This is a genomic window from Priestia sp. KCTC 13724 (assembly GCF_056820425.1).
Genome location: NZ_JBXDLD010000171.1, coordinates 28,221 through 49,562, shown reverse-complemented (window position 1 = coordinate 49,562; position 21,342 = coordinate 28,221). Strand labels below are relative to the sequence as shown.

At 36.5% G+C, this 21,342-nt stretch carries 35 protein-coding genes and 1 pseudogene; 6 read left to right on the top strand and 30 right to left on the bottom strand.

Going from position 1 to position 21,342, the window contains the following annotated elements; all coding sequences use genetic code 11:
* Positions 1 to 2 precede the first annotated feature (2 nt).
* The 6 genes from AC1UFB_RS19515 to AC1UFB_RS19490 are packed head-to-tail and all read right to left on the bottom strand — an operon-like array spanning position 3 to position 4,691.
* Entirely contained in the window at positions 3 to 209 is a 207-nt protein-coding gene (locus AC1UFB_RS19515; RefSeq protein ID WP_482589820.1) for an Acb2/Tad1 domain-containing protein, read from the bottom strand.
* A gap of 34 nt (positions 210 to 243) precedes the next feature.
* Positions 244 to 432: a hypothetical protein gene (locus tag AC1UFB_RS19510; protein WP_482589818.1), complete on the bottom strand. Its 189-nt coding sequence runs from the start codon at positions 430 to 432 to the stop codon at positions 244 to 246.
* A 5-nt stretch (positions 433 to 437) separates the two neighbouring features.
* Complete coding sequence (locus tag AC1UFB_RS19505) at positions 438 to 1,217, bottom strand: minor capsid protein (RefSeq protein WP_482589816.1); 780 nt, start codon at positions 1,215 to 1,217, stop codon at positions 438 to 440.
* Position 1,218: 1 nt separating this feature from the next.
* Positions 1,219 to 2,553 carry an anti-CBASS protein Acb1 family protein gene (locus AC1UFB_RS19500; RefSeq protein WP_482589814.1) on the bottom strand — a complete coding sequence of 445 codons (1,335 nt, stop codon included), beginning with the start codon at positions 2,551 to 2,553 and terminating at the stop codon, positions 1,219 to 1,221.
* A 4-nt stretch (positions 2,554 to 2,557) separates the two neighbouring features.
* On the bottom strand, positions 2,558 to 4,018 hold the full coding sequence (terL, locus tag AC1UFB_RS19495) for a phage terminase large subunit (protein ID WP_440839276.1): 1,461 nt from the start codon (positions 4,016 to 4,018) through the stop codon (positions 2,558 to 2,560).
* Positions 4,002 to 4,691, bottom strand: coding sequence for a terminase small subunit (locus tag AC1UFB_RS19490; protein WP_482589811.1), 690 nt, complete (start codon positions 4,689 to 4,691; stop codon positions 4,002 to 4,004). The genes terL and AC1UFB_RS19490 overlap by 17 nt, the downstream gene beginning before the upstream one ends.
* An 83-nt stretch (positions 4,692 to 4,774) precedes the next feature.
* On the opposite strand from AC1UFB_RS19490, the gene AC1UFB_RS19485 reads away from it, so the two are divergent.
* Positions 4,775 to 4,951 carry a DUF2642 domain-containing protein gene (locus AC1UFB_RS19485; RefSeq protein ID WP_080743120.1) on the top strand — a complete coding sequence of 59 codons (177 nt, stop codon included), beginning with the start codon at positions 4,775 to 4,777 and terminating at the stop codon, positions 4,949 to 4,951.
* A gap of 269 nt (positions 4,952 to 5,220) precedes the next feature.
* On the opposite strand, the gene AC1UFB_RS19480 is transcribed toward AC1UFB_RS19485, so the two are convergent.
* The 23 genes from AC1UFB_RS19480 to AC1UFB_RS19370 all read right to left on the bottom strand — a co-directional run bounded on the left by AC1UFB_RS19480 (position 5,221) and on the right by AC1UFB_RS19370 (position 15,811).
* Positions 5,221 to 5,385 carry a hypothetical protein gene (locus AC1UFB_RS19480; protein WP_482589809.1) on the bottom strand — a complete coding sequence of 55 codons (165 nt, stop codon included), beginning with the start codon at positions 5,383 to 5,385 and terminating at the stop codon, positions 5,221 to 5,223.
* A 15-nt stretch (positions 5,386 to 5,400) separates the two neighbouring features.
* Positions 5,401 to 5,580, bottom strand: a complete 180-nt coding sequence (locus AC1UFB_RS19475) for a hypothetical protein (RefSeq protein ID WP_482589807.1) — start codon at positions 5,578 to 5,580, stop codon at positions 5,401 to 5,403.
* 580 nt (positions 5,581 to 6,160) lie between these two features.
* Positions 6,161 to 6,541 (bottom strand): ArpU family phage packaging/lysis transcriptional regulator, encoded by a 381-nt coding sequence (locus AC1UFB_RS19470; protein WP_034656714.1) that lies wholly within the window; start codon positions 6,539 to 6,541, stop codon positions 6,161 to 6,163.
* A gap of 436 nt (positions 6,542 to 6,977) precedes the next feature.
* Positions 6,978 to 7,157 (bottom strand): XtrA/YqaO family protein, encoded by a 180-nt coding sequence (locus tag AC1UFB_RS19465; RefSeq protein ID WP_482589804.1) that lies wholly within the window; start codon positions 7,155 to 7,157, stop codon positions 6,978 to 6,980.
* Between the two features lie 144 nt (positions 7,158 to 7,301).
* A complete protein-coding gene (locus tag AC1UFB_RS19460) occupies positions 7,302 to 7,466 on the bottom strand; it encodes a hypothetical protein (RefSeq protein WP_482589802.1) in 165 nt (54 codons plus the stop codon).
* 136 nt (positions 7,467 to 7,602) lie between these two features.
* Positions 7,603 to 7,812 (bottom strand): hypothetical protein, encoded by a 210-nt coding sequence (locus AC1UFB_RS19455; RefSeq protein WP_482589800.1) that lies wholly within the window; start codon positions 7,810 to 7,812, stop codon positions 7,603 to 7,605.
* A complete protein-coding gene (locus tag AC1UFB_RS19450; protein WP_482589798.1) occupies positions 7,787 to 8,167 on the bottom strand; it encodes a hypothetical protein in 381 nt (126 codons plus the stop codon). Before AC1UFB_RS19450 ends, AC1UFB_RS19455 begins: the two co-directional genes overlap by 26 nt.
* Complete coding sequence (locus AC1UFB_RS19445) at positions 8,160 to 8,336, bottom strand: hypothetical protein (protein ID WP_482589796.1); 177 nt, start codon at positions 8,334 to 8,336, stop codon at positions 8,160 to 8,162. The genes AC1UFB_RS19450 and AC1UFB_RS19445 overlap by 8 nt, the downstream gene beginning before the upstream one ends.
* A gap of 15 nt (positions 8,337 to 8,351) precedes the next feature.
* A complete protein-coding gene (locus AC1UFB_RS19440; protein ID WP_482589795.1) occupies positions 8,352 to 9,125 on the bottom strand; it encodes a phage antirepressor KilAC domain-containing protein in 774 nt (257 codons plus the stop codon).
* Between the two features lie 13 nt (positions 9,126 to 9,138).
* A complete protein-coding gene (locus tag AC1UFB_RS19435; RefSeq protein WP_482589793.1) occupies positions 9,139 to 9,744 on the bottom strand; it encodes a hypothetical protein in 606 nt (201 codons plus the stop codon).
* A gap of 15 nt (positions 9,745 to 9,759) precedes the next feature.
* Entirely contained in the window at positions 9,760 to 9,903 is a 144-nt protein-coding gene (locus AC1UFB_RS19430; RefSeq protein ID WP_080743117.1) for a Fur-regulated basic protein FbpA, read from the bottom strand.
* 17 nt (positions 9,904 to 9,920) lie between these two features.
* Positions 9,921 to 10,115, bottom strand: coding sequence for a hypothetical protein (locus AC1UFB_RS19425; protein ID WP_034656705.1), 195 nt, complete (start codon positions 10,113 to 10,115; stop codon positions 9,921 to 9,923).
* 14 nt (positions 10,116 to 10,129) lie between these two features.
* Positions 10,130 to 10,825, bottom strand: coding sequence for a P-loop NTPase family protein (locus AC1UFB_RS19420; RefSeq protein ID WP_052098010.1), 696 nt, complete (start codon positions 10,823 to 10,825; stop codon positions 10,130 to 10,132).
* A gap of 73 nt (positions 10,826 to 10,898) precedes the next feature.
* Positions 10,899 to 11,654, bottom strand: a complete 756-nt coding sequence (locus tag AC1UFB_RS19415; protein ID WP_482589791.1) for a DnaD domain-containing protein — start codon at positions 11,652 to 11,654, stop codon at positions 10,899 to 10,901.
* Between the two features lie 179 nt (positions 11,655 to 11,833).
* A complete protein-coding gene (locus AC1UFB_RS19410; protein WP_207371775.1) occupies positions 11,834 to 12,736 on the bottom strand; it encodes a recombinase RecT in 903 nt (300 codons plus the stop codon).
* Between the two features lie 2 nt (positions 12,737 to 12,738).
* The gene (locus AC1UFB_RS19405) at positions 12,739 to 13,689 is read right to left on the bottom strand and encodes a YqaJ viral recombinase family nuclease (RefSeq protein WP_482589790.1); all 951 of its coding nucleotides are present in this window, start codon (positions 13,687 to 13,689) and stop codon (positions 12,739 to 12,741) included.
* Between the two features lie 101 nt (positions 13,690 to 13,790).
* The gene (locus AC1UFB_RS19400) at positions 13,791 to 14,009 is read right to left on the bottom strand and encodes a YqaI family protein (protein WP_482589788.1); all 219 of its coding nucleotides are present in this window, start codon (positions 14,007 to 14,009) and stop codon (positions 13,791 to 13,793) included.
* Positions 14,010 to 14,203: 194 nt separating this feature from the next.
* Complete coding sequence (locus AC1UFB_RS19395; RefSeq protein ID WP_482589786.1) at positions 14,204 to 14,341, bottom strand: hypothetical protein; 138 nt, start codon at positions 14,339 to 14,341, stop codon at positions 14,204 to 14,206.
* Positions 14,334 to 14,597 carry a hypothetical protein gene (locus AC1UFB_RS19390; protein WP_482589784.1) on the bottom strand — a complete coding sequence of 88 codons (264 nt, stop codon included), beginning with the start codon at positions 14,595 to 14,597 and terminating at the stop codon, positions 14,334 to 14,336. The genes AC1UFB_RS19395 and AC1UFB_RS19390 overlap by 8 nt, the downstream gene beginning before the upstream one ends.
* Positions 14,594 to 15,106, bottom strand: a complete 513-nt coding sequence (locus AC1UFB_RS19385) for a helix-turn-helix domain-containing protein (RefSeq protein WP_482589782.1) — start codon at positions 15,104 to 15,106, stop codon at positions 14,594 to 14,596. Before AC1UFB_RS19385 ends, AC1UFB_RS19390 begins: the two co-directional genes overlap by 4 nt.
* Before the next feature lie 122 nt (positions 15,107 to 15,228).
* Positions 15,229 to 15,375, bottom strand: a complete 147-nt coding sequence (locus tag AC1UFB_RS19380) for a hypothetical protein (protein WP_482589781.1) — start codon at positions 15,373 to 15,375, stop codon at positions 15,229 to 15,231.
* Positions 15,376 to 15,393: 18 nt separating this feature from the next.
* Positions 15,394 to 15,576 (bottom strand): hypothetical protein, encoded by a 183-nt coding sequence (locus AC1UFB_RS19375; protein ID WP_482589779.1) that lies wholly within the window; start codon positions 15,574 to 15,576, stop codon positions 15,394 to 15,396.
* A 22-nt stretch (positions 15,577 to 15,598) separates the two neighbouring features.
* A complete protein-coding gene (locus tag AC1UFB_RS19370) occupies positions 15,599 to 15,811 on the bottom strand; it encodes a helix-turn-helix transcriptional regulator (RefSeq protein ID WP_482589777.1) in 213 nt (70 codons plus the stop codon).
* 143 nt (positions 15,812 to 15,954) lie between these two features.
* Here AC1UFB_RS19370 and AC1UFB_RS19365 point away from each other — a divergent pair, with 143 nt between their 5' ends.
* From AC1UFB_RS19365 to AC1UFB_RS19345, 5 genes are all read left to right on the top strand, one after another.
* Complete coding sequence (locus AC1UFB_RS19365) at positions 15,955 to 16,323, top strand: helix-turn-helix domain-containing protein (RefSeq protein WP_482589775.1); 369 nt, start codon at positions 15,955 to 15,957, stop codon at positions 16,321 to 16,323.
* 304 nt (positions 16,324 to 16,627) lie between these two features.
* Positions 16,628 to 17,143, top strand: coding sequence for an ImmA/IrrE family metallo-endopeptidase (locus tag AC1UFB_RS19360; RefSeq protein WP_482589773.1), 516 nt, complete (start codon positions 16,628 to 16,630; stop codon positions 17,141 to 17,143).
* Positions 17,144 to 17,236: 93 nt separating this feature from the next.
* A complete protein-coding gene (locus tag AC1UFB_RS19355; protein WP_482589771.1) occupies positions 17,237 to 18,442 on the top strand; it encodes an excalibur calcium-binding domain-containing protein in 1,206 nt (401 codons plus the stop codon).
* 81 nt (positions 18,443 to 18,523) lie between these two features.
* A complete protein-coding gene (locus tag AC1UFB_RS19350) occupies positions 18,524 to 18,958 on the top strand; it encodes a hypothetical protein (RefSeq protein ID WP_482589769.1) in 435 nt (144 codons plus the stop codon).
* 6 nt (positions 18,959 to 18,964) lie between these two features.
* A complete protein-coding gene (locus AC1UFB_RS19345) occupies positions 18,965 to 20,416 on the top strand; it encodes a recombinase family protein (protein ID WP_482589767.1) in 1,452 nt (483 codons plus the stop codon).
* Between the two features lie 33 nt (positions 20,417 to 20,449).
* On the opposite strand, the pseudogene comGA reads toward AC1UFB_RS19345, so the two are convergent.
* Positions 20,450 to 21,154 (bottom strand): annotated as a pseudogene (gene comGA, locus AC1UFB_RS19340) (competence type IV pilus ATPase ComGA); the annotation flags it as partial.
* Positions 21,155 to 21,342: the final 188 nt, after the last annotated feature.

Genomic DNA, 21,342 nt, shown 5'->3' with positions numbered 1-21,342 from the left:
ACTTATTCATTACGGGCAATAGCTGCATTTGCCCACATAACAGATGTTTCTAGGTTAGTAATAGCTGTGGACTTTTCTCTACTATTCGGACATTGCTCATCGATTAAAATAGCAAGTTCTTTAGCTTTTTCACGAATAAGATCATACTTTTCAACTTGACCTTCTTTTGGAGCATGATATTTAAAATTGTTTTCAATTTGTGCTTTCATTAATTTCACCACCTTTTAATTTTGCGGGCATATCCTAATCGCCTAGATAAAGACCTGAAGGGTCCCACTTTCCGATTGAAACCTCCTCTGAGGAATTTACTTCTGTAGTACTGTCATCTTTTTGTTCTGGGGCCGCAGCAGAGGCAATCACCTTCAACGACCTAGCTATACTATCTAATGACTTTGCAATCGATTCAAGGTTTCTACTGTCTTTCTTATCCAACGCAATCACTCCTCATCGAATACTGGAATAGCAACACAACGACAACGATAATCCTCACCAGGTAAACCTACGCTTGGTGGATCTGCGTAAGAGAAAACTTTATTACTCAAATCCCTGTGTGTTTTTCGTACCTTTTCGTCATTGGATGTTAACCATTTGAACTTCGATACACCCATTTGCTTATGACGTTTTGCAGTCATTTGACCAAGAATAGAACCTGTTTGATCAACAGCGATAAATTCAGCTCGTTTCCTAGACATTCCCACGCGTTCAACTAACTGATCTCTCACCTTTTTTGCGCTACTACCATTCTTCACGCCTTGGTAAATGATGCTCTCGATGTTAGCCAGGTACCCATCTTTAATGTTAGTAATATAGCTGGCATTCTCGCTTATTGATGTTTTCATGAACGACTCTAGCCAAGGCTCACTAACGGTGGGGTCAATTCCCTTCACCTTGCCTTGGTTGCTAATATTATTCTTATTGAATAAGTTCAGAGCGTTAACAAACTTACTGGCTGTTTCCTGGACTACACTCGAATTAAAAATACCTAGCGATAATCCCTTGATTACATCCACAGCTCGTTGAATAACATCAAGCGGTGCATCTAATTTATAGGATGAACTGTCACCCCTGCTCTTTTGTAACTTAATCTGAGGCGTTATTTGCTCGTCATAGACGTTTAAAGTGACTTTTCCCAACTCAGATATTAGTTTGTTAATAGAACGGCTGTATGAGACTGCTACGCTGTCAGGGAAACGTGTAGGAGGAACTATCCTAACCATATCACTGACTCTCCTTATAAGCTGTGTAAACTTCTTTAGCCATTCGTTCCCAATCAGCATCGTCACCACTGTACTTAGTTTCATTCGTTAAACCGAATTGACCAAAGCGTGCTTCTCGTACTTCATCAGATGTATGAACACCATTAACAATGTAAATGTTATCTGTTTCAGCAGTTAGTTTGCGAATCTCAGCGTCTGTTTTAGAGTCAACATTCCACAATGGATTAAACTTGATTTCCCATTCTACTGAGTCAGGGTTGATAGTGCCCCCTAATTCATCAGAACATAGCAATAATAAGCGAATAAGACGCTCAATATGAGGCTTTAATTCATTCTCTTGCTGTGCTGCAATACGAGAATAATAGTTCATGACATCATACTGAGCTCCTGCAATTGTCCCTGCTTCCTGCCCTTTAATAACTGTTTTAGGCATTCGAGCTGCACCTGCAAGCATATCCCATACATAATCAAGTAAATCTTTAATACCTGTGGTAACAGTACTTTGTTTTGTTAACTCCTCATCTTTTCCGATAAGGGCAAGAGCTTCAGTCCGAAACATAAAATCCATTAGTGTACTTAATTCTCGTTTATCTTCCTTGCCCATCCCCTCAATATCAGCTGATTTATAAACCTTAAAAGTAAAGTCATATAACATCTGACCAACAGACCAAAGCGATGTATCAAGTACTGTGATTATGTCATATAGAGGCTCCAATAACGGTTGCCCTCTATATTCATCTTCTAGCCTTCTTGTTTGGTCATGGATAACACGACTAGCATGAACACGATCTTGAGTAGGTCCAGCAATTTCTTGGCCAACTCTCGAACGTCGATTAAGCTGAAATGATTCGACTTGACCATATTTAGGGTTAAACATATCTTCATTTAATAAAAATTCGTACACCTTCATACCACTGAATGCATGGATATAATCAATTCTCAAAAGTTCTTTTTCTTTTATTGGATCACTTAATTCAAAAGGGCTTCGCTGTGCTACACCTAATGAAATAAAGCCATCCCCTCGCAATCGTTCGTAAGAGCGCATCTTTTTAAATGCTTCTTTTGCGTTTAAATCTGCAAGCCTACTCATAATATCACGTTGCAACTTCTCGTCTTTCATCCGTAAAGTGAACCAGCTGCGTGTCATATCTTCTGCAGGAATATCAATAACGTTTTGAATAATACGATTATCCGCGTATAACCGTGTTAAATCTTGATTAGTTAATACACGTCTTAACCCTGGTGTTTGTCGAGTTAATGCATCCTTGCTATTTCCCTTACCAGGCGCTTGCATGAAATCATTACGAAACTGTTTTGCTTGCTCAATTACACTCACTCAATCACCTCCCCATTAATTTCTTATAGCGATCTAAAGGATTCCCCTTAGATCCTTGTAATTTAACTAATGCTTGCGTTAAACTATCGACCATATCATCATTCTTACCATTCGGGAATGCTGTTGCTTCATCAATCAGTTCATTAACCCAAGGTGCATAGGACGGATGCGGCAAGTATACGTTGCCTGATTCTACTTCCGGAGAAACGGCATTGGCACGTACTTCTTTTCCACCTTCCGGATTAACAGGAATTAATCCACTGATTTCATCCTGTAGCATTTGAATAACAGCAGGACCATTTGCTTTATCCTCAACATATTTTGCTTTAGCGTTCGGCCACTTAGCTGTCATATTACGAATTGCTTTCATTGTTTCAGGTAGATTCAAACGATCACGTATTTGATCAAGTAAATAAGAGTTAGCTTGTCGTTTCCCCCATACTTGCCCAACAACAAAGTCAGAAGCACTGCTATCTTTAAACGTACAATCCCATGATTGCACCTGTTTATCTAATATTTTAGGAAGAACAGCTACTTCTTTAGGAAGCTTTAATTTAGCTCTTATTTCTTCAGTAGGTACATAGAACTTCCACCAATGTTTACTAAAAATGCTACCGCCTGCAGGTGATGGACGTTGCTGGAATAAAGATGCCCAGGTACGTGAACCAACCTCAGACTTTTTATCCTCTGCCCATTGTTCATCAAACCCTAGTTCTGGACATAATGCCTCACCAATCTCACGGCCAAGTAGATCGTCTTCATCCTCTGCAATAGCAGGCAAACGCAACCTAACCCAGTTACGTGGACTTCTATCCAATAAGCGGCCAATAATGTCATCTTCATGCCACCTAGTCATGATGACAATAACAGACGCTCCATTATGTAAACGAGTAGACAATGTACTCTCCCACTCATCCCATATGTTGTCCCGAATTGTTTGAGAAGCAGCTTCTTTCGCGTTCTTAATAGGGTCATCAATAATCATTAAGTCAGCACCTTGACCAGTAATTGAACCGCCAATACCCGTTGCAATCATGCCACCTGTATGTCCTTCAACTCCCCAGTTTTTAGTAGCAGAGTTAGAGTCTGATATTCGTATATCAAATAAAGCAGGAGCAAACTCTTTGAATTTATTCCTGTTTACTCGACCGAACTTGGTTGCTAATCCATCAGAATAAGCAGCTGTTATAACACGCTTATTTGGATTTTTGGCAATAAAAAAAGATGGGAACGTTTCAGTAACCGTCATGGATTTACCGTGCCGTGGTGGCATTTCAATAATGATAAAGCGCTGTTCCCCATCGACAATGGGCTGAAGTTCATTGCATATTAGTTCAGTATGTCTAAAATGTGTATATTGACCGTGATGGACATATTCCACATAATCCTTGTACGAACGCCTCGCCAATTCTTCTTGAGCAAGTTGAGCGATGATCTTACGTTGTTCCTCACTTATCTTTTGCAAGGCTTCTCAACTCCTCAATAGAGAGGCTGGACAAATCAAGAGTGCTTTTTACATCTCCACTCACTTCAAGTTTATCTGTTGATTTATAACCTCCACGATCAAGTATGTCATGCAATATACTTTTTCTCATAGACATGATTTTTTCCCATGCTGCTGGTTTGATTAGATACTTATATAATCGCTCTATTTCGCGGTATCGAGCATCTTTATCTTTTTTCAAAGGCTTTAGCTCTTGTTCAAGAACCTCAATATCTTCTTCAAGCTTAGAAACCAGAGTCGCATTCTCTTTCTTAGAAGCTTCTCTTTTCCTTTGATTAATTGTAGCTATTTGTTCGTTAAGTTCCTGAATTTCGGGAAGAATATCATTATTATCTCGCTCAAGTGTGTCGATTTGTTCAACAGCTTGCTCATGATCTGCTATCTTTTTATCAATTGCATCTAACTGTTTCCATAATTCAGCGTAGACCTTATTGCTATCCTCCGACATTCTTTCGCGTAACCGCTTCATCTCAGCATCAATTTTTTTAGCGACCTTAGCATTTCTTAGCAGCTTCGCCCCTGTTACTGATGCCGTACGTCCACTATATCCAGCTTTAATAGCCGACCGGGTGGCGTTAAATGATATAAGATATTCTTCTATAAATAACTCTTGTTTAAAGCTTAATTTAGACATTTACATAGCACCTACCTCCCGCATTTGTGATATTATTATCATTGCTACTTGGAAATTTTTAATAATCTTATAGGAGTGATAGCGTGTTAACTGGACTATCTAAGCATCTTAATAAGCAAATCGCTGTACAAACACAACAGACAAGCTACAAAGGAATCTTAAAAAGCATCGACCCAGAATTAAGAGTAATAGAGTTAGAGTGTGGGGGTAAAACCTTTTTCTTACCAGTAGAAAATATCGAATATATTACTACTGCTTAATAACATCAACTTCCAAGTACATATCGTACACAAAAAGGTACTGTTTTTCAGCACCTTTTTGTGTTTAGTTCAACTTTGGTTAACTTCTATAGGCTAGCCATAAGTTCAGCCTAAGTTTTTCTTCCCCCATATCCATCCAAGTATAAAAAGAACCACAATAAAACTGATTCCGCCACCAACAAACCATAAAGCGCCTTCTGGTATAGTAATTGTCATTTATTTTCCCTCCAAATAAAAAAGCACCCTCGAAAGGATGCTTCTGTTAATTATTAAATATCACTTGGATCAATAACACCTGGTCTTTCCAAAGGCCCAAAATCACTTGGATCTAATGCACCTGGTTTACGACCTCTACCTGGTTGGGATAAACCCCAACGTCCTGCTGTACTCTTCGTTGAATCAATCTTCCATTTACCAATATCATTAAACAACATAATGGTATCTCCTCATTAATCAAATGTGACGTTAATTGATTCTATATCTTTAAAATCATGATCAAGATATAAGGTGTCACTCTTATAAACAATTCTATCATCTTTGCTCTCAATAATTGTTTGTAGTACTTCTTTAGGTGCACTCGTTACAAGCAAAGGTATTTCTTGCCCTTTAAATTTAACTAGTAATTTCATTCTTCTCACCCCCTGTCCCAATTATATAAGACAAAGGATATATTTAACATATTTTCTCGAAATAAAAAGCACCCGTGGAGGAGGGCGCTTTATACAAGTAGTGATGATACATTTACCATGTGTGTACCTTGTTCGATTAGTACTAATACTAATCGTTATTCACAATATTCCCTTATAACCATTTCTTATACTATTTATTTAACACCCCATTACGCTAATTGCTTAATTAAATTAAACCCGTTCTTTATCAATCACCCGGGAGGAGGCCAGGATTGTAGTAACGGTTGCTGTACATAGAATGACAGACAGTAGTTTCGTGAAGGACTTCCACACTTCACTACCCCGTGGTTATCGTACGCAATACAGCTAGACTCCAGTTGTTCCCCCGTAATTTCAGCCGGCAACCTTCATAGTCATTCGATACACCCGAGTATACCCGTTATAAGGGACTGGTACGTTTCCCATAAGCGCTATTGCTTATAAGAAAATCTTACCTTTGATGGAAAAATAAATAGTCCCCTATTTTGTCCCCTTTTTTTCTGGTATTTTTCGGTGTTTTTTCTACAAAAGGAAAAAGCACTTAGATTATCCCAAGTGCTGTAGCTATGCGATTCAAAGCTCTGTTTCTCATTGCATAATACGTATCTTTTTTCACTCCAATTTCAAGATAAATTTCAATGTCTTTCGTTCGTTTTGATGTAAGGTATGCCTTTTCGATGATTAAGAGCTCTTCTTGATCCAAACTGTTTTTTAAAGCTCTATCAATTTGCTTAACTTTTAATTCATTAATGTGACGAGAATTACGAATAGATGGGAATAATTCCAGACCTGTACGTTCGCACTCTTCTTTATTTTCCACCTGAACCTTTAGAGCTCTATATTCTTTTAATTCTTTAATTACGATTTTTCGCACTAATTTTTCATCTACTGGTTCAAGTAAGGTTAATTGTTCAGCTACCATCATTTAGCCTCCTTTTGAAGTGACTTATCTGCTACAAATCCATATCCTTTTACACAACGTTGGAACATACATAATCCATTCTGCTGCCATACACACCGTTTGCAATAATCCTTCTCCACTTTAACTTTCATCGTAATGACCCCCCTTATAAAATAAAAAGGACACCAAATAAGCTAGTGCTTACTTAGTGCCCTCGGTTTTTCCGTTAAGGCTGTTTATTTAGTTGTCCAATTTATTTTTAATTTCCTTAGCATGATCAGGGCAGACATCGCAATTGGCCCATAATTTAACCAAGCATTCCTTACACATTCTCTTGTCGCATGTTTCAGTGATTTCTTGAAAGGTAGCACTGGTTACAACTCCAGTACCCGTTGCATAATCACAAAGGCTAGTACTCTCACGTTCTCCGCACACTTCACAGATGTTATTCATATGTTCATACCTTCCTTTTCGTCTTAGTTTCCAATCTATCGACCTTACCGCCAAGGGTAATAACTAACGTTTCTCCGTAATCAGGCAGCTCATGTTCAATTAACTGGCCATCTTTCACTACATACATTTTTTTATTGTTCATCAAGTCTATTTCAGCGGTCATTTTCTCTGTATTTACACTCACCAGAAAATACCTCCTCATGTTATAATTTCAAATAGGATTGCTGGGAAGATGTTCCTGGTTAAAAATAATAAAAGGTAGTGTATAATGAGGTTACCTTTTATAAAATTATTTTTTCCACAAGACGCTCCTGGCAGAGCGTCTTTTTTATTTACTTCCTTTTGCTTCTTTATGAATATCTAGCAAAGCATGAAATGTATCACGTTTGATTTTTTCCATTGCTTCCATTACTTCACGCGGATGCTTACCTTCATCTTCAACCATTGTGGTCATGCCAGTAATTATCATCATTTCACCTAGAGAATAATTCATTTATGTCTCGCCTCCAGCTCTTTAGTCTTGATATTCCAGAAATTAATCCATGCGCGATCCAACTTAACAGCACTTGCTACCTTAGTGCGTTGTTTAATTGTTCTTCCTAAACGTTTCTTTTGCTTTGATTTGTTGATCATGAATCCATCCCTTTCAATCGTTTGTTTTCTTTTTTTAACTTAGATATTTCCCCTTTTAAGTAAGATATTTCTTCATTTGAATTTCCTAATGGCTTTTTAACTGATATGTTTAACGACTGGAACAATCTCTTTAACTTTGGAACACTAACTGTTTGTTGATGATCAAATACTTTTTGCAACTCAGCTTGTGCTTCCTTGTACTTCACCTTTCATCCCCCTCACCAATTCAAGGAACTTGTCCTTATCTCCGGTATCAAGTGCCTTGTTAATGTGATAATCAAACAGTTGCTTTTCTAAATCCTCAATTAGCTTGTTTACTAATTTCTGATCTTCACTAGGCAAAATCACTTCAGTATCACTAGGAGGTTCGTAACGAAACATATATTTTGTAATAGGAATGCAAGCTTCATAACCTGCTGTCACTTTTCCCTGGATAACTTGTGTAACTTCAACATGAATGTGAGCAGGTCTTTTGCAATAGCTCATGAATTTGCAAATAACATGTAAGCCGACCACTTTAACTTCTAATAGTTCACCAGGCTTTAGAGTATGATCAATCATAGTTCATATCCTCCTCTTCAATCCTTTCGTATTCCTTTTTATTAACAGTTTTCATAACGGCGTCCGGCCGCATCATTTGTGCTACTTTTAATAACTCTTGAGCTTTATTCTCACTACAAGAAGCTGTCATCATAACTCTTTTTCCATCATAAAAAACGTAATGACTCATTGTTTTTCCTCCTCCTTAACTAGCCATTCTTTCAATAACAGGTAAAACATTTTCGCCTTTGAGCGTTTCATAGATAAATGTTCTGCCTTTTTGCGTCCAATACGTATGGACCTTACTCTTTTCTGAATCCACAACATGAGTTTTTGTATGTGTATAGCCTTTATCAGCATATTTTTGATACAAGAGCCAGCAATCACCTTGCTTGTATTGAATGCCTAATTTATGAAGCAGCTTATTAAACGAGATAGCACTCATTCCATAGTCTTTTGCTATCTGACTAACCGATAGAAGAGACTTTGTTTGCAAAATCAAATCGTAGTAAGTGGCTTTAGGCTGCAGCTCTTCGATTTTTTGATCCTTTTGTTGATTTTGAACTAGAAGATGCTGCTTCTCCTTCTGCTCTTCAATCCACTTTTGCGCTCGCTGGATAGGATCATCAATCATGTAAGAAGGAGCCTGCGTTATTTTTAACTTTGATTCCATTTCTTCAAATTTAGAGACATATGTTGCAGTGAAAATAATACCTTTTGTTCCAGTCATTTTATTAGCGACCATATCGCAGCCTTTTTTTGTCAAATGATAGCAAGGCTTGGTACGATTCAATTTATCTAAATACACTGTTTCGATAAAGAAATCAGATGGGCTGAAATTTGAGCTCATCTCTAGGACTTCAACATAACTTCGAATATCTGCTAATAAATTTTTATGATCTTTACCAATCATTGCAGCCACTTCTCTACTATGTGTTAACAATTTCCCGTTATATTGAAAAACGTTAATTTCTCTCATATCCATCTCTCCTTTAAATAAAATCAAAAATTGAAGTTTGACCCTCTTGCTCCATTTGCCTAAAATGGTTCTTTTCTTTCTTTTGAGGCTTTTCTGCTTTAGGTTTATTTTCAACGAGAGTCAGATGCGGCTTATCACTGTGTTTAATTTCCTTCTCAGCACGTTTATCCAACTCGGTTACCTTTTCCTTAACCTCGTTCAAATCAGCTTGCTTAGGTCTCTTCGTACGCCTTACAACGTCTGTCAAAGTGAAAGTACGAAAATGTGATACTGGGAAGCAGCCTCTAAATTTATCATCTTCATACAAATAGTAATGAGAGCCCTTATTTTGCTTTGTAGGCTTTGCTTTAAAGCACTCACCCAGTTTTAGTGATGAATGACCCTGTATCACTTTAATTAATTCAACTGTAAGATACTCAGTATCTACAGGCTGCTTTACTCCCTCTTCTTGAGGTTTGACCTCAGCATGATTAAAACGGCACATTTTGTGACCATCTGCATCCGGCTTGTCCATTTCAACTTGTATCGGATAGTACGATTCATTGCTAATGTGAACAATTTTTCCTGGTCCAGTCATGAATTGACTGAACACATCTACTGACATTCCGACTTCTAACACGAATAAGTCACCTTCCTATACGCGTCTATATAAATCCTCAAGTTCAGTTAAAGTAAGTTCGTAGAGCTGCCGTTCGTTCGAATCTTTATAGACGTTTTTTTGAATAAGAGCATTAATTAAACTCTTTCTTTTTTCCTCTACACGCTTTCTAAGCTCCATTTAGTACCTCCCATCTGTTATCCAGCTTGTTTATGTAAGATTTCTTGTTGTTGTTCAAAAGCTGTGATACGTTGTTCAAATAAATTCATCGAAATATTGAAATAATTAATATCATCCGTACCCTCTTGGATGCATTGTGAGCAAAGTTGAACTTCCATCATGCTGACCGATAATAGGTCAACCCTTGTTCTCCCATTACATAATTCACACACTGTGAATCCCCCTTTTATCTATATAAAAGCGACTGTAAATCTTCATTTTCTTGCTGAGCTAAATAGCTTCGTATCTTTTCATCCGGCATATAAATGGGAAATGCCATCTTTTCAATCCGACTACTTACACGACCTTCTTTGTATTTGATGTCCAGATCATCAATTGAAAGATTGGACGTAAACAAAGTTACTTTTTTGTTGCTTAAGCGATAATCCATAATTCCGGAAAACTTCTCTTCTACGAAGCTTGTTACTTTTTCAACCCCAATATCATCTAAAGCCAAAATATCTACGTTTTTAATGGTTTCGATTAAGTCAGATGTCTTAACTTTGCTGTCATCACTGAAAGTCTTTTTGATGTCATCAAGCAAATCAATTGTTGGAGAGAATAAGATACTTAATGGTTCACCTGGTTTGTCATAGACTGCTGTTAAAGCATTTACAATGCTAGCCATTAGTCTTGTTTTACCAGAACCTTTTGTTTCACTGTATAGATACAAACCTTTTCCTTGCTCTTGCATTTGGTTAAAGTTTTGGACAAAATTAGCTGATGCTCGCTTCGCAATGGCTGCACGTTCTTTTCCCTGTTGCTTTTTGTATAAGTTAATGTCAAAGGATGAAATAGTAGCTTGTACAAATTCTTCTGGAATACGAGCTTTTAACAGCTTCTTCTTTACAGCTTTATCAGATCGGCAAGGGCAAGGATTCATGAATTCCCTACTTTCTTTCCAGTCCTTTACTAAATACTGGCCTGTCCCATCACATTTTTGATATGGGCATTCATCAGAAATCGACGTAAGTATCTCGTATCTCCCCTGTAACAAGTCCTTTTTCTTGTGCGATTCTCTCAAGTCGTTGAGTCTCTTCTGAAATTCCGGACGTTCCTTGGCTAGTGTTTGCAATGACTTCTTTAGGCTTATCATTTTTCTCCCTCCTTGATTGATTCTGCAAATTCCTTGCATCTTCTAAGGTACGAACACCCTTATTGTGCCAATCGACTAATATAGGTTGGACGTAACCCCAGAAGGCTTTTTTCTTTCTAATGGCTAGTTTCATAGCTGCTATTACAACATCTTCATTTCCATTAAAATCATCTACCCAGTTGCCAATATCCTGTGCCATTTTAGGTGATAAAGATCCACCAAAAGTTGTTTCAAAAAAAGTAAAAACGTTATTCTTTTCCACCGTTGGTTGCTGTGGCTTTTCAGAAAGCTCATTTTTAGACTTTTGGTAGCTTGCTAGCTTTTGATATTCGTCGTAGTTATTAACTGTTATCAGCAAGCCCTCACTACCTTTTAAACGCTTTTTTGTGATGAACCCGTCATCAACTAACCTTTTAATACAAGCTCTAAGAATATTGTCAGTATGGCCAAACACATCTGTTAAATCCTTAACTCTTATTTTCAACTGACCACGCTCGCAGTAAGTGTTTGATGCAAAATTTGCTTCACTGACAAAAAAGTTATATAACACTTGATCACGTTTGTTCTGGAAAGATAGCCGGGGCTGGATGACAAACCCCGTTGTTACTTGACTCATGCCCCGTACTCACTCCTTTAAGTACTATTTTTTGGTACAAACAACATAATATTTTTCAATTCGGACCATTTTAAGATCCGGATGATAGAGATTAAGAAATCCTTGAATATAGCCTTCATATTGCTCTTTGTTTTTCGCTAAAAATTTATAGCAGTGAGGAAATGCTATGCGTTCTTCTCTCATTTATCGAAAGGTAAGTCCTCATCTTTAATGTCAATGACTTCTCCATCAAAAATGCTTGGTTTCTCATCAGTTGGAGTTTTACTTTCAATCACTTCCGATGTAGCTTCAATCGTATTCTCCGATTGGTCTACCTCACTTGTAATGTCTTTGCGCTCTAATTCCTTATCCTCTTCAATAATTGCTTTTTGCATATCAATAGAAAGGATGCCCCATTTACTTAACATGTTACGAAGGACTGTTTTCATAGCCATCGCATCATAATCTGATCTCCATACATTATTTAAGGATTTTTTGTCTTTAGCTTTGTTGAACTTAACGCGATGTGTTTCAATTTCTTCTTTTGTCCAATAAACTGTCTTTTCAAATCCGTTAATTAATTTAAAATAGCCGCAATATCCAATTACTTTTTCGCTCGTAGCTGCATCAAGATCTAATTCAATTTCTTCTGTTAACCTATTCCAGCTTTTCATTTCGCCCTCACGTACTTCAATAACGTTAATGGCTTTGTATTGTCCACTACGTAAAGCTAATTGGATATAACCTTTATAACCAAGCTGAAATTGAGCAACTTTTACTCCACCTTTGTTCTTATCACGAAAAGCTACAATCCAGGCATATCCTAAGTTCTTGTCTACCGGTAAATCTAATGAAGCTGCTACCATCGCACTTGATACAATGGACATAGGCTCTGCCTCTTGAAGACTAACGTCTCCGTTGTAAAGATTTAAAATAGATGCCATAAACTGTGGAGCTTTTTTATCTAATACCTGTTCAAACTTTTTTTGCATAGTGGGGGCATTCAATAATCCCTTAAGACCTAATGATTGTGCAGAGCCAGGCGCCTGAGCACTATCTTTTTTGTTTGCAATCTGATTCTTCAAAGATTGATTAGTTGCCATCTTCAATTGACCTCCTTAATGCTAAAACGTCTAGAGCGACTTTCTTTCAATACTTTCTGATAAATATCCGGGAACTTTTCCTTAAGTAAATTAGTATCCACACGCCCAGATACAGTTGTTTTCCATTTAGTTTGAAATTTTTTCGCCCTTCCAATTTCAGCATCTTTCATTTCATATTTGATTTGATTTTCGATTTCCTTCGCTTGAGCTTCCAGCTCTTTTATAGATTTTTTCAAATACAGAAACTGCTCTATTCTATCGTTGTTCTCGGGCTTTAGATCTACCGTTTTCAGCTCGTCTGATTCCGCGTAACGTTCTTTCAAATATTGTTCAGCTGCACTCGAACCATCTAAAGCAGGGGCCACATTTGCTTTCACATGTTCATTCCAAAAATTAATCTCCTGCGAAAAGATAATTTCAATTAATTCATCATCACGCTCAATCTCTTTCCAGATGAACTTATTGCCTCCAACTAAAACAGCAAAGTACGCTTTTTTGTATTCAGGTCCAAGAACCCCTAAATAATGTTGTACTTGAACAATATAGTTAGCTGGAATCTCTTCACTTTCCCATTCCTTTGCGTTATAAGCAGAAGTTGTTTTGCATTCTAAAATCGCTTTTTCACCAACGATCATGCGATCAACGTTAGCAATGATAAAAGAGTGTTTTGGATGCTGAAGCATGGCATTTTTCCGACGAACTTTTTTACCTGTTCTCTTTTCAAATTCTTTGGCTACTAAATCTTCTAGTAATGTGCCAAAATAAGCTGCATCACTCTGCAATTCTTGAGGAATAACTTGGCCTGATTTCTCAAGCCACAATTCAAAAGGTGTTTTCCATTTATTAAGACCTAGAACAATTGATGCATCCGATCCACCAATTCCTTTTGTACGTTGTTCCAACCAATCTTCACGACTCATATCTTCCGTGAAAGCTAAAACCTGAGCTTGCATGTACTCACTCCTTGCTTTTTATAAAGTTTTTTAATAAACTGTAAGTAATTCAATTTCACAAACATTTCATTTGAAGTCTGCACCTGATCCGTGCAGGCTTTTTATTTTGCAGTTGTAAATTTAAACCCGTACTCTTCTTCCAAGTACTTTTCCAAATCTTCTTTCAGGACCACTTCGCCTGTGTTATCATCACTTACAATTTCATCACCGATAAGAATTTCAGTTCCGAAATAATCAACTCCAGCATGATCAGAATGAACTACCATACTTGCATAGCCTGTACGATTTACTTGAGTGATTTCAGGATGTTCTAAATGCACGTTATTCACCTACTTTCTGATGCTGTTCGCATCGTCATAATCAGGAAAATGAGTTGTGCCTTTACGGTTGCGGACCGATAGATAAAGGGTTTTCCTGACCATGACGACAAGAACAATGCTTGTCGTCCACTTATGTAACGTGGTATACTATAATTGCAATCTAGTAATTCGAAACGAACAGTTGGCTATCCCAATTAGCTGACTGTTTTTTTATTTCTCTGTACGTTTTGTCGAATTCTACGTTCAATATCTAAAAGTAAAACCGGGTGACCCTTCAATGTCTTACACCACTTACTAACTTCGCTAGCTTTCATCATTGGAATCTTATACATAGCTTGTCTCCTCCTTCAGTTTGAGGTAACGAGGAACTATATCAACATCCAAACCCTTACTTTTCATATCTGCTACAAGTCGTTCCACGCGACTTAAAGACTGGTTTTGAATTTTCCTAGCTGCAAGTACTGTATCAAAAGCTTCTTCTTGCAACTCCTGCATATCAATATTTAAATCGATTGATTCAATGATTGCCCATCCAGCTTCTTCTAATTTTTTTACTTGATTATGGATGTCTACAGCTTGTACACTCACTTGACTAACCCCCTTGATTTCAAGGCCATTTCTAATTGCTGATCAATCTCTTTTAAGGAAAAGTCATATCTTTCGCATACAACGCCAAGTAAATTAAATTCAGCAGCAAGCTTCTCCGAATACTCTTTTACAAACTGCCTAACCTCTTCTCGCTCAATCTCATTAGCGTGGTCAGCTGGTATGTGCCAGAAATCTTTGTTCCAATACTCCATAGCTTCTCTACGTTCTTTCTCAACGAGCATTCGCATAGAAGCAATATCCCTGTGTATTCGATCTCCGTTCATGTAAGGAGTTAATGAAATGCCAGTAGTATCTTTCATCGTGCCGATGTAAAACTTAAAGCTATCCACAGCTCTTGCAAATAGTGGCTTAGCCTCTTGAGTAACTGGTCGATCCCCAGTAATCATTTTTGAAATAGTGGATTGAACATATCCTACTTCCTTTGCAAATTCTGCTTGAGTTTTCCCTTGCTCTTTCAAGATTTCTCCTAAATTTGCTTTACTTTTCATAACTACCTCTCCCTGTCATATTCAATTGTAAGTTTCTGATATTACAGCCATATTTCGTCCCTGTTTTTATGACGAGCTTGCATGTTAACCTAAAATAGCAGGCTATCAATTTATTTAATGAGCTAGACGATTTTAACTTTTTCTTTTTCAACTTCAGTCTTTTCTTTTTCTCTTGCAGCCATGATACGTGGTACTGAAGTTCTCATAAAAAATTCAAGCATGTTGCGGATTGCTTCTTTTGAAGGTTGATTCATTTTTGGTTTATTCACTTTTGATTCCTCCTTTGATTAATCGTTCCATAGCCTATGCCACGTTGAACGTGATATGGAATGGGCAAGTAACTTTCGAATGCCACCTTTACGCTTAATTGATTTGATAGATTCTTGAAATAGGTAAACACTTAACCCTAAAACGAATATGTTAGCTGTTGTCATTACGAACCAATATTTGAGCATTTCTTGCCAGGTCATCTTTTAAGGCCTCCTTTTAAATTCACAATGCATTTTGTTTCGTTTCGACGACATCATCTTCAAAAAAAATTGTCCATTCGAAATCTAAAACTTGAGCTATTTTTTTCGCTGTAGATACTGAGGGGTTTCTTTTACCAAGCTCTATATTGCTATAAGAGCCTCTATCAATACCGGCTTCATTGGCAACAAATTGTTGGCTGAGATTCCCTCTTATTTCGATAAGCCAATTTCTCATATAATCACCTCGTTCATTGTGTCATTTTGACTACTTGAATCAATAATAACGTCATAATGACACAAAGTCAACAGATTTTTATTCAAATTGACACATTTATTTATTGTTTCTTTTTGACACGCTATAATACTTAAGAGAGTGAGGTGTCTAAAGTGTTTAATAAACGGTTATTAGAACTTCGTAAAGATAAAAACAAAACTCAAGAAGATATGTCTAAAATACTTGGAGTTCATAGGGGCACATATGCCAATTATGAAAAAGGAAATAGACAACCTGATTTTGATATGACAAAAAAGATTGCTGATTATTTTGACGTAACTGTAGATTATCTTATTGGGCGCACAGATGATCCTCAAGGTGACTCCCTTAAAGATGATGAACAAGTTCTCGATGGTTTTTGGGGATATGACCTAACTGGTCTTTCTGAAGAAGAAATCAAAGAACTAAAAAATCAAATAAGAAAAGAAATTGAGTTTTACCTCTGGCAAAAAGAGCAAGACGTAAAAAAATAATTGTATGCATGAGATATTTACGTACGTGTCTACTACTTCTTCTTCAAAGTTATTTTGTTGTTATTAATAAATGATGTTATTAATATAGATTGGGAAAATGATTGGTTTTTGTGTGAGAAAGTGATTGGGATTTCGAATTAAAACAATTTCTTCACACCTTAATACATAAGGCTTTATAGCATGTTAGTGATTGAGAAAGTGATTAGGATGTGATCGTGTTCTTGTTTGTGCTAAAGTGCCTTATTTTTTTATCAAAAACGAGAACATACTTTCTTATACCACTACATTTTTAGGAGGTTTTTAATTGGATTTAGAATATGTGCCTACTCATCTAGAGGAATGGATTTCAAATGAATATATTAGAAGGAATATTCTGCGTCCTGAAGATTTAACAGTATCAAAGCTATCCAAAAAGTTTGGTTTTTTAGTTCGTACTCACCCAAGAAATTCAGCTTCTGGTAAATGGGCAGGAACATATTTGATACACCTAGATAGCAGACTCGATTCTTTAAATCAAAAAGAAAATTTTTATCATGAGTTATGCCATGTTTTGAGACATGTTTATACTCAGGATAAAATGCCTCAAATGTTTTTTGAATTGCAAGAATATGAGGCTAGAAACTTTGTTAAATATGCTGCAATTCCCTATCATATGTTAAAGTATTTAAAATCTGGTGAAGATTCTTTAAAACATGCTTCAGAACTATTTGGGGTCCCTGTTGAAGTGTGCGAAGCGAGATTAAGTGCTATACAAGCTCGACAAGCATATAAGAGAAATCAATTATTTAGGTCTTTGCTGCCTGCCATTTCAAAGTGTTAGGTGAGTAAATTTTTTTAATCTTTTTTACTGGTAAAATATCTTATTTTTAAACTTTTTTGAGATTTTAATAGTTCAATATAAGGAGTGTATTCAATGAGTCAAAAGAAAGGGTCAAATGAAAAGAAAGAATCTGAAAGTGCATTAACTCAAAGATTGATAAGAGAAAAACACTGGGATACTTGGTCAATCCAATCTGCCAGCATCGGAAAAAAAGGGAATTCTGGTGAATACGGTGCCTTTCTGAAAGACAAGCTTATTATTTATAAATTAATGGATAATAAACAGCTTATACAAACAGGCGAATTAATTTGGCCAGAAAATAAACATGGTGAAGTGGATCACTTTACATTAAAGTCCATATTTCACTTGGATGGAAAAGATTTCGTTGTGAGTCCTCAAGGGAAAGATGTCCAAAAGTTTTTAGAGGGTGAAAAGAAAAATACATTCACCAAAGTGCCTAGAAAATTCTATCAAAAAATACTAGGTTTTCGTTCTAAAAAAAGGTGGAAACAAATCACAGCTAGTTTAATTTACTTATTCATAATATCTTTCATCATAAGCTTCTTTAACGGTGAAGACGAGACTTCTACAAATGTTCCTGCAACAAAGAATGTTACAACAGAAACAACTTCATCAACAAATGACATTTCAGTCGAAAAGAAAGAAAAAGAATCTAAAACTGGTGTGAAAATTGATCCTAATAAACCTGTAACCTTTAAAAATGGTGATTACACAGTAGATAAAGACATTTTACCTGGTAACTACATTGCTTCTACTAAGGATGAAACTGGTGGTAATTTTGTTATTTACAGAAAAGGAAAACAAGATGCTGTTGTTAATGAAATACTAGGGACGCAGCTAAATCCACCTCTTATGTATAATGACTTAGACATTGAGCTAAAAAAAGGAGATACAATAAAATTACAAAGCTTTCAAACAAATGTAGTATTGACTCCAATTTCTGATGAAGCGGTTAAAAAAAGAAAAGCTGAACAAGACGCTGTTGCAAAGAAAGCTGAAGAAGAAAAAGCAGCTCAAGAAGAGCAAGCAAGAAAAGCTGAAGAGGCTCGTAAAGCCGAGCAAGAAGCTCAGGCTGCTGCTGAAGCAAAACGACAAGCTGAACAACAAGCCGCTGCAGACAAAGCAGCACAGGAAGCATCACAATCTACTAATACTAATGTTTTTTATGCAAACTGTGGTGAAGTAGAAGCTGCAGGTGCTGCTCCAATTAGTCAAGGTGAACCTGGATACTCTAGAAAGTTAGACCGTGATGGAGATGGAATTGCTTGTGACCAATAAAAACTTCAAGAAGGTCCTTTAATTAGGACTTTTCTTTCAAACTAAAATACGAACATACATTCTTTTAAGGAGCTAACTTTCATGAATAACTTTGAAAATTTTACTTTAATTGATATTCCAGTACTAAAATCTTTGGATAGATATAACCTTTTAAACGTAGATAATATCATTGATTACGAGCCTATGCTTTTTGAAAAAGAGCCAAAAAACAAAAATGAGTTTGTTGTACTTCCGGTAGATATGTTTGATACATTCTTAAATTTGTCCCTAGATCCTTTTGTCGATAGACTAATGATTCAGCTCGCAAACATGTTTATGGATGGGGATGAATTATTAATTATTACTAAAGATGACGTGGCTATTGCAGGAGTAGGATTTTTAAAGGACAGTACTTCCCTACTACTTAAAGAAAAAACCGGGAGAATTGGAAAGGTACTTAGCTTTTCATATATAAAATTTCTAGCTATAGTTTCCACTTATCTTACTGGTTTCAGTAAATCACAAAAGGAGGCTTGATTTTTTATGCGTACAGCATTATATATTCGTGTATCTACAGAAGAACAAGCAAAAGAAGGTTATTCTATTCGTGCTCAAACAGAGCGTCTAAAAGCGTACTGTCTCTCTCAAGGATGGGAGATAGTTGACTTTTATATTGATGATGGACAAAGCGCTAAAGATATGGAGCGTACAAATCTAAAACGCATGATTCAGCATATTGAACAAGGGTTAATTGAATGTGTCTTAGTTTATAAGTTAGATCGGTTAACTCGTTCTGTTTTAGATTTGTACAAGCTACTTGAGATTTTTGATGCTCATGGCTGTAAATTTAAATCTGCTACTGAGGTCTATGATACTACTACAGCTATGGGGCGCATGTTTATTACTATCGTTGCTGCTCTTGCTCAATGGGAACGTGAAAACCTAAGCGAACGTGTTAGAATGGGTATGGAACAAAAGGCTCGAGAAGGACAATGGGTTATCAATGTAGCTCCTTACGGATATGACTTGGACAAAGATAATAAAGGTTTAATAGTTAATGAAGCAGAAGCTCTCGTTGTTAAACGTATGTTTAATATGTACTTGTCTGGAAAAGGTATGCATAAGATTGCGCTTGAGTTAAATGCACTTAATATCTTAAATAAATCCGGAAACAATTGGACCGGCTCTAAGATTGGATATATATTAAGAAACCCTACTTACATTGGTACTATTCGTTATAATTATCGTGTTCACAATGATCAATATTTTGAAGTGGAAAATTCTGTACCAGCAATCATTGACCCTGTCACTTTTAATAAAGTACAAAGCATAGCTACAGCAAGAAAAACTGCACACCCTAAAGCAGCTACTAGCGAATTTATTTTCTCTGGCACCATAAAGTGCGCTAGATGTGGTGCTCCTCTTTCTGGTAAATATGGATATTCAAAGCGTGGTGAAAAAATTTATCGTCCTCGTTCCTATTATTGCTCAAAGCAAATCCTAGGACTGTGCGATCAACGTAATATGTCTGAGCTTTTTATCGAGCGTCACTTTTTAAATTATTTACAAGAAATTGAAATTGATCAAGATGATATTCAAGATCTTAATCCAGTAGATGACCAAAAAGAAACTCAAGAACAAATCATGCTGTTAGAAAAAGATTTGCGTGCTATTGAGCAGCGCAGAAAGAAATGGCAATACGCCTGGGTAAACAATATGATTGATGATGAAGATTTTTCAGCTCGTATGGAAGAAGAAAATACAACAGAAGCGAAAATTCGGGAAGAGCTTGATAACATTAAACCTGCAACTAACTCAATGGATCCCATCGAATTTAAAACAATCCTACAAGAGATTCGAACTAACTGGAAAACCCTAACCGCTATTGAGAAAAAGATGATGCTACAATTATTAGTCAAAAAAATAGTCGTAGACAAGATTAGTCCACGACCACGATTTGAAAGTGTAGAAATTGTAGAAATCGAGTTTTATTGAGTCATTTCTACGCTTGCATTGTCTTATTATCCTAACAGAATGACCGGTTAAAGCTGCGCGAACCGCAATTTGAGCTGTTTCAGCGTCGCGGATTTCCCCGACCATAATAATATCAGGGTCATGACGTAAAATTGCTTTTAAACCTGTTGCATACGTGATGCCAGCTCGTTCATTCACTTGTACCTGCAGTACTTTTTCACTCTGCTGTTCAATTGGATCTTCAAGCGTAATGACATTTCGATTTAATAAATGGTTGACCTCATGAAGTAACGTATACAAAGTTGTTGTTTTACCGGATCCTGTTGGCCCAGTAAACACAATTAATCCATGTGAATGCTTAAGCAGTGAAATAAGTTTTTTGGTATGATTTTGAAAAAGTGATAAATATTTAAGAGAAGTTGTTTGCGTTTGGGGTAATACACGAATAACGAGACTTTCATCCTGCAATGTAGGTAAAGTGGATAAACGTAGATTAACTTTAATATGATCGATTATTGTAGACAGTGCACCATTTTGAGGCTTTCGTCTTTCACCAATATCCATGCTCCCTAAAAATTTAAAGTGGGAAATGAGTCGTTCAGATACCTCTTTTGGGAGCGTTTGATGAGCAACCAAATCTTGATCAACTCTTAGCTGAATTATGGCATCTCTAGCTCGAGGGATAATGTGAATATCCGAGCTCTTCATCTCACATGCTTCACGAATCATGCGTGTGGCTAATTGTTCAATTTCATTCAATGAGCATCTCTCCTTATTCTGTCATATTTAAGCATATTTCTTGGTAGTGTTAGTTGAAATTCGACTTATTTAGTGAAATTCCTTCTTTTTTAAAATTTTTTCTTTCTTTTTAAACGATTGGCTCGGAACTAATTTTTTCATAAAGCATAAAAAAACGATAACGATTTATTTACCTTCAATCGTTATCG

Bases quoted from the DNA above. Each gene is read 5' to 3' on its own strand.
- AC1UFB_RS19420 (WP_052098010.1), bottom strand. From the start codon at position 10,825: ATGAATCCTTGCCCTTGCCGATCTGATAAAGCTGTAAAGAAGAAGCTG.
- AC1UFB_RS19460 (WP_482589802.1), bottom strand. From the start codon at position 7,466: ATGAATTATTCTCTAGGTGAAATGATGATAATTACTGGCATGACCACA.
- AC1UFB_RS19395 (WP_482589786.1), bottom strand. From the start codon at position 14,341: ATGTATAAGATTCCAATGATGAAAGCTAGCGAAGTTAGTAAGTGGTGT.
- AC1UFB_RS19430 (WP_080743117.1), bottom strand. From the start codon at position 9,903: ATGGAGCTTAGAAAGCGTGTAGAGGAAAAAAGAAAGAGTTTAATTAAT.
- AC1UFB_RS19345 (WP_482589767.1), top strand. From the start codon at position 18,965: ATGCGTACAGCATTATATATTCGTGTATCTACAGAAGAACAAGCAAAA.
- AC1UFB_RS19385 (WP_482589782.1), bottom strand. From the start codon at position 15,106: ATGAAAAGTAAAGCAAATTTAGGAGAAATCTTGAAAGAGCAAGGGAAA.
- AC1UFB_RS19470 (WP_034656714.1), bottom strand. From the start codon at position 6,541: ATGGTAGCTGAACAATTAACCTTACTTGAACCAGTAGATGAAAAATTA.
- AC1UFB_RS19480 (WP_482589809.1), bottom strand. From the start codon at position 5,385: ATGTTGTTTAATGATATTGGTAAATGGAAGATTGATTCAACGAAGAGT.
- AC1UFB_RS19410 (WP_207371775.1), bottom strand. From the start codon at position 12,736: ATGGCAACTAATCAATCTTTGAAGAATCAGATTGCAAACAAAAAAGAT.
- AC1UFB_RS19475 (WP_482589807.1), bottom strand. From the start codon at position 5,580: ATGAAATTACTAGTTAAATTTAAAGGGCAAGAAATACCTTTGCTTGTA.
- AC1UFB_RS19505 (WP_482589816.1), bottom strand. From the start codon at position 1,217: ATGGTTAGGATAGTTCCTCCTACACGTTTCCCTGACAGCGTAGCAGTC.
- AC1UFB_RS19370 (WP_482589777.1), bottom strand. From the start codon at position 15,811: ATGAGAAATTGGCTTATCGAAATAAGAGGGAATCTCAGCCAACAATTT.
- AC1UFB_RS19355 (WP_482589771.1), top strand. From the start codon at position 17,237: ATGAGTCAAAAGAAAGGGTCAAATGAAAAGAAAGAATCTGAAAGTGCA.
- AC1UFB_RS19440 (WP_482589795.1), bottom strand. From the start codon at position 9,125: ATGAGAGAAATTAACGTTTTTCAATATAACGGGAAATTGTTAACACAT.
- AC1UFB_RS19375 (WP_482589779.1), bottom strand. From the start codon at position 15,576: ATGACCTGGCAAGAAATGCTCAAATATTGGTTCGTAATGACAACAGCT.
- AC1UFB_RS19490 (WP_482589811.1), bottom strand. From the start codon at position 4,691: ATGTCTAAATTAAGCTTTAAACAAGAGTTATTTATAGAAGAATATCTT.
- AC1UFB_RS19515 (WP_482589820.1), bottom strand. From the start codon at position 209: ATGAAAGCACAAATTGAAAACAATTTTAAATATCATGCTCCAAAAGAA.
- AC1UFB_RS19405 (WP_482589790.1), bottom strand. From the start codon at position 13,689: ATGCAAGCTCAGGTTTTAGCTTTCACGGAAGATATGAGTCGTGAAGAT.
- AC1UFB_RS19450 (WP_482589798.1), bottom strand. From the start codon at position 8,167: ATGATTGATCATACTCTAAAGCCTGGTGAACTATTAGAAGTTAAAGTG.
- AC1UFB_RS19445 (WP_482589796.1), bottom strand. From the start codon at position 8,336: ATGAGTCATTACGTTTTTTATGATGGAAAAAGAGTTATGATGACAGCT.
- AC1UFB_RS19350 (WP_482589769.1), top strand. From the start codon at position 18,524: ATGAATAACTTTGAAAATTTTACTTTAATTGATATTCCAGTACTAAAA.
- AC1UFB_RS19415 (WP_482589791.1), bottom strand. From the start codon at position 11,654: ATGAGTCAAGTAACAACGGGGTTTGTCATCCAGCCCCGGCTATCTTTC.